The 4,689-nt window shown below is 69.0% G+C and carries 5 protein-coding genes and 1 pseudogene; 4 read left to right on the plus strand and 2 right to left on the minus strand.

Going from position 1 to position 4,689, the window contains the following annotated elements:
* Together AC27KI_RS18895 and AC27KI_RS18900 are read left to right on the plus strand one after the other, a co-directional pair.
* Positions 1–410, plus strand: a pseudogene (locus AC27KI_RS18895) (helix-turn-helix transcriptional regulator); the annotation flags it as partial.
* Between the two features lie 241 nt (positions 411–651).
* Positions 652–1,197, plus strand: coding sequence for a hypothetical protein (locus AC27KI_RS18900; protein ID WP_487115247.1), 546 nt, complete (start codon positions 652–654; stop codon positions 1,195–1,197).
* Between the two features lie 45 nt (positions 1,198–1,242).
* On the opposite strand, the gene AC27KI_RS18905 is transcribed toward AC27KI_RS18900, so the two are convergent.
* Entirely contained in the window at positions 1,243–2,052 is an 810-nt protein-coding gene (locus AC27KI_RS18905) for an alpha/beta fold hydrolase (RefSeq protein WP_487115249.1), read from the minus strand.
* Positions 2,053–2,148: 96 nt separating this feature from the next.
* The gene (locus AC27KI_RS18910; protein WP_487115251.1) at positions 2,149–3,054 is read right to left on the minus strand and encodes a LysR family transcriptional regulator; all 906 of its coding nucleotides are present in this window, start codon (positions 3,052–3,054) and stop codon (positions 2,149–2,151) included.
* A gap of 126 nt (positions 3,055–3,180) precedes the next feature.
* Here AC27KI_RS18910 and AC27KI_RS18915 point away from each other — a divergent pair, with 126 nt between their 5' ends.
* Positions 3,181–3,621: a DoxX family protein gene (locus tag AC27KI_RS18915; RefSeq protein ID WP_284394691.1), complete on the plus strand. Its 441-nt coding sequence runs from the start codon at positions 3,181–3,183 to the stop codon at positions 3,619–3,621.
* A 58-nt stretch (positions 3,622–3,679) separates the two neighbouring features.
* Positions 3,680–4,504: a DODA-type extradiol aromatic ring-opening family dioxygenase gene (locus AC27KI_RS18920; RefSeq protein WP_487115253.1), complete on the plus strand. Its 825-nt coding sequence runs from the start codon at positions 3,680–3,682 to the stop codon at positions 4,502–4,504.
* The last annotated feature ends 185 nt before the right edge of the window (positions 4,505–4,689 follow it).

A 4,689-nucleotide genomic window follows, 5' to 3' on the forward strand; every position in this document is an offset into this window, starting at 1 on the left:
CTGGCTGGAGGCCGCCTTCGGCGGGCACGGCGACGCCACTGCGGGCGACCCCGCGCGCTGGCTGGCACAGGCCCAGCGGCAGGGCGAAGCCAGCACACCCCTGCCCGGCGGCCTCCAGTTGCAGGCCCGCCCACCTGGGCGCGAGCGGCCTGGCCGAGTCGATGCTGCTGCTCAGCCAGAGCCCGGCCGCAGGCGCCGCCGCGCCGCGGTTGCCGCCCGTGGCGCTGACCCCGCGAGAGACCGAGGTGCTGTCGTGGCTCGCCAAGGGCAAGACCAACCGCGACATCGCCGACATCCTCGGCATGAGTCCGCGCACGGTGAACAAGCACCTGGAGCACATCTTTGAAAAGCTCGGCGTGGAAACGCGCACCGCCGCGGCGGCGCTGGCGGGGCAGCTGCTGCAGGACTAGGTTCGGGCCACGGCGCCCTTCGACATCGCGCGCCTCCGCCCCCTGCGTGGCCGAGGCCAGTTCCTTGTTGACCGGTCAGCGCGTCATCGGGACCGTTCTCCAGCATGATGAGCGCAAGCGTTCTGCCGGCACGAAAGCTATAGTTTGTACGGCGCAACGGAGCCCTGCTTCGCAAAACTTTCTTGCGGTGAATCCGAAACCTGGGTGCCGTCAAAACATGGCTGATCGAACGAGAAACTGAATGAGACTGCGCTTTCCTCGCTGGCGTGAAGGCCAAAGACCGATCACCTTGTTTGCAGTTCTGACCATGGCGTTCTTCTATGCCATTGTTGTTCTGCGAAATGAATGGGGACCTGCCACTGCAGGCTGTGGCGTGGTTGTTTTCGCGGTCTCGGCCTTGCTGTCGTGGAGAAGCTGGCTTGTGGCCCAAGAGGAGGTTGAGATCACCACCAACAGAACACTGGTCATTCACAGGCGGGGTTGGTCTGGAAAATCAACAAAGTCGACGTACGCGCTCGATGACTTTGGCGCCATTCGTTCCTACCTGACAGCGGGTGCTCGCCGCATCAACCGGCTTGAGCTCGTGACGCTTTCAGGCCGTGAGGCCCTTCTGCTTGCCTCGCGCATACCTGCGGCCGAGGCAGGCTTTTGGCGCGTTACCGCTGAAAATTTGGAGAATCCCGAACTACTGAAGCTTCGAACCGAACTGGGAAGCAGATGGGGCTTTGTGGACCATGGATTTCAAGGACCGAAGTGGGTGGGAGCCATCATCAAAGGAAGCGAATAGCGTTCGCTCCACCTGCCCGAAATCACGCGTCGCGTCACGCCGGCTTCATATCTCGCCCAAAAACTGCCTCAACAAGTCCGTGACGGCATTGGGGCGCTCCAGGGACGGCAGATGCGCCACGCCGTGCAACGCGATCCCCTCCGCATTCGGCATCTGGTCTGCGGCCCTCTGGGCGCGCTGCTGAACGTGGGGAAAATCCAGGTCACCCCAGACCACCCAGGCAGGCAACCGGATCTCCGCGAGCCGGCCGTACACCGGCACGTTGTCTGTCTCCCCGCCCCGGAGCCTGTTCGCGATGGCGATCGCATTCATCGCCAGGAACAGCTTTCGCGCGTCGCCCCCCACCCGGAGTTCGGGCGACAGGGGGCCGTCCAGCCAGAGGCGTGCCTTGATGTGGTTCAGTGCCTCCCAGTCCTGCGCCTGCTCCGCGAGTTGCTGCGCTCGCAGCAGGCTTTCGATCTCGGGGGGATACGCCGGCGCCGGGGCGCCGCTGAGCGAGGGGGCGATCAGAAAGAGGCCCCGCACCCTGGAGGGATGGCTCAACGCCATCTCCAGCGCGATGCGGCCGCCCTGGGAACAGGCCACCACGACGGCCGGTTCCGTCACGCCCAGGCCCTCCAGAACGGCCAGCCCATCCGCCATTGATGACGAATCGGCCGTGCGCGGGGGCGAGTCACCGAATCCGGGGCGGTCATAGGCCATCACCCGGCAGGTGCCGGCCAGTGCGCCCATCTGGGCCGCCCACATGCGCCTGTCGCACACCGCAGCGTGGAGGAACACGACGGGCAGGCCTTGCCCCATGGCCTGCACCGACAGCAGCGATCCTTGCGACGGGAGGGTCCTCGTTTCTGTCATCGCGCTCTCCAGGTGATCGCATGGCGTTGGAATGGGCTGCCTTGGGTGGTGGGATCTCCGGCGGCGGCTGTGCGCATTGTCATCGGTGCGCGAGCGTCAGGACGGCAATGGCACCCCACCCAGGCGCTCGGCCAGAAAGTCGATGAAGCTGCGCAGCTTGAGCGGCATCTGCCGCCGGCTGGCATAGACGGCATACAGCGTGCCCACGAACTCCGTATCGCCCGGCAGTTGCACCAGCCGACCGCTGGCCAGGTCGTCGTCCACCAGCCATGCGGGCAGGAAGGCCGCGCCCATGCCGGCCACCACGGCGTGGTAGCTCAGGGTGCTGTCGCTGGACTTCATCACGGCGTCGATGTGCCGGTGCATGCCTTCCTGCAGGGCATTCTTGAGGCGCTCGAGCTGCACGTAATTGGGCATGACCATCGGGATGGGCCGGGGCGCGCCGGCCGAATCAACGCCCCCGTCGGGGCCGGGCTGGAAGCCGGGCGCCGCGACCAGATGGAACGCCATCTGGCACAGGGGCCGCGCGATCAGCTGGGGCGCGGGCTCGGCGGTCATGCGCAGCGCCACGTCGAACCCCTCCGAGACGAGGTCCACCATGCGGTTGTCCAGGTACAGGTCCAGCCGCACCTCGGGGCAGGCACGGCGGTAGTCGGCCAGCAGCCGGGCAAAGCGCGGGGTGGCACACCACACCGGGGCGCTGATGCGCAACTCGCCCCGCGGCCGGTTCTGCCCGTGGCCCACCGAGGCCGCGGCGGCGTCGAGCAGTTCCAGCGCCTGCCGGCCTTGCTCGTAGAAGGCCGTGCCGGCCTCCGTCAGGCTCATGCTGCGGCTCGTGCGGTGCAGCAGGCGCGCGCCCAGCGTGCGTTCCAGCCGGGCGATGTGCTTGCTCACCATGGGCGGCGCCATGCCCAGGCGGTCCGCGGCGGCACTGAAGCTGCCGGCTTCGACGATCGCCTGGAACACGCGCAGGCCGGTCAATTCCAGGTCTGCAGGGTTCATGGTTGCCAAAAAAGGAAAGAATGCCATCACTCTAACGCCATCGATTTCCTTTGGGGGAAATCTTAAATTGCGTCCAGTCCCATTCCCTTTCATCGCCACGCGCTGTGGCCCCTTTGGAGAACCGCCATGCCCGCCACCCCGTATTCGCCCACCGCCGCCACCCCGTCCGCGGGCCGGGCGCTGCGCATCGGCCTCTGGATCGCCCAGGTGCTGGTCGCCGCGGTGTTCTGCGCCTCGGGCGTCGTGAAGCTGACCACGCCCATTCCCGAACTGAGCGCGATGATGCCGTGGACGGGGCAGTACCCCGTCGCCTTCGTGCGGGCCATCGGGCTGATCGACATCGCGGGCGGCCTGGGCATCCTGCTGCCCGCGCTGACACGCATCCTGCCCCGGCTCACCGTGCTGGCGGCCCTGTGCTGCGTGGTGCTGCAGGGGCTCGCCATCGCCTTTCACCTGAGCCGGGGCGAGGCGATGGTGGTGCCGCTCAACCTCGTGCTGCTGGCGCTGTGCACCTTCGTGCTGTGGGGCCGCGCCCGGCGCGCGCCGATCCGCCCGCGCGGCGCCTGACACCCTCGCTGGCGCCTTTCGCCCTCGACCGCACCACCCACCCCCACGGACCACCGCCATGCACCCGCCCTCCTCCCCCCTGCCCACCTATTTCCTGTCGCACGGCGGCGGCCCCTGGCCGTACGTGCCCGAGATGCGCCGCACCATGCGCGCGCTCGAGCAGTCGCTGCAGGACATCCCGCGCCAGATCGCCACCCGCCCGCAGGCCGTGCTGGTGGTGTCCGGCCACTGGGAGGACGAGGCCTTCGCCGTGATGTCCAGCCCCCGGCCGCCGATGGTGTACGACTACCACGGCTTTCCGCCCCACACCTACGAGGTGCGCTACCCGGCGCCGGGCGCGCCGGCCCTGGCGCAGCGGATCGCGGCCCTCATCGGGGCCGCGGGCCTGCCCAGCCGGCTCGATGCGGAGCGGGGCTTCGACCACGGCACCTTCGCGCCGCTGCAGGTGATGTACCCGGCCGCCGACGTGCCGGTGATCCAGGTGTCGCTGCAGCGCGATCTGGACCCGGCCCAGCACCTGGCGCTCGGCCGCGCGCTGGCGCCGCTGCGCCATGAAGGCGTGCTGATCGTCGGCAGCGGGCTGAGCTACCACAACCTGCGCCGCTTCGGCGAGGCCGGGCGGGCGCCTTCGGTGGCGTTCGACCAATGGCTGCAGGACGCGCTGGTGCACGCGGATCCGGCCGACCGGCCCGCGCGGCTGATGGGCTGGGAGAGCGCGCCAGCCGCCCGCATCGCCCACCCGCGCGAGGACCACCTGATTCCGCTCATGGTCGCGGCTGGCGCGGCCGAGGCCGAACGGGCCGACTGCGTGTACCACGAGGAAGGCGTGTACGGCGGCGTGACGGCGTCGAGCTTTCGCTTCGGCGCCGGCGCGGCGCACTGAAACGCCCGGCAACGCCTGGCCCGGGCGCTTCGGGCATCATGGGCAGCCTCTTTCACTGCACGCCGCCGCGCCACGCCATGAAGCCCCTTCCCGCCCCCGCACGCCTGTCCCCGCTCTTCGTGGCGGCCACCCTGATCCTGGGCGCAGGCGCGGCCACGGCCCAGACGGCCCCGGCCCCAGCACCC

It is taken from the genome of Acidovorax sp. KPB24-03 (genome assembly GCF_057546605.1).

Excerpts from the sequence above, each read along its gene's own strand:
- AC27KI_RS18905 (WP_487115249.1), bottom strand. The coding sequence starts at position 2,052 with ATGACAGAAACGAGGACCCTCCCGTCGCAAGGATCGCTGCTGTCGGTG.
- AC27KI_RS18920 (WP_487115253.1), top strand. The coding sequence starts at position 3,680 with ATGCACCCGCCCTCCTCCCCCCTGCCCACCTATTTCCTGTCGCACGGC.
- AC27KI_RS18900 (WP_487115247.1), top strand. The coding sequence starts at position 652 with ATGAGACTGCGCTTTCCTCGCTGGCGTGAAGGCCAAAGACCGATCACC.
- AC27KI_RS18915 (WP_284394691.1), top strand. The coding sequence starts at position 3,181 with ATGCCCGCCACCCCGTATTCGCCCACCGCCGCCACCCCGTCCGCGGGC.
- AC27KI_RS18910 (WP_487115251.1), bottom strand. The coding sequence starts at position 3,054 with ATGAACCCTGCAGACCTGGAATTGACCGGCCTGCGCGTGTTCCAGGCG.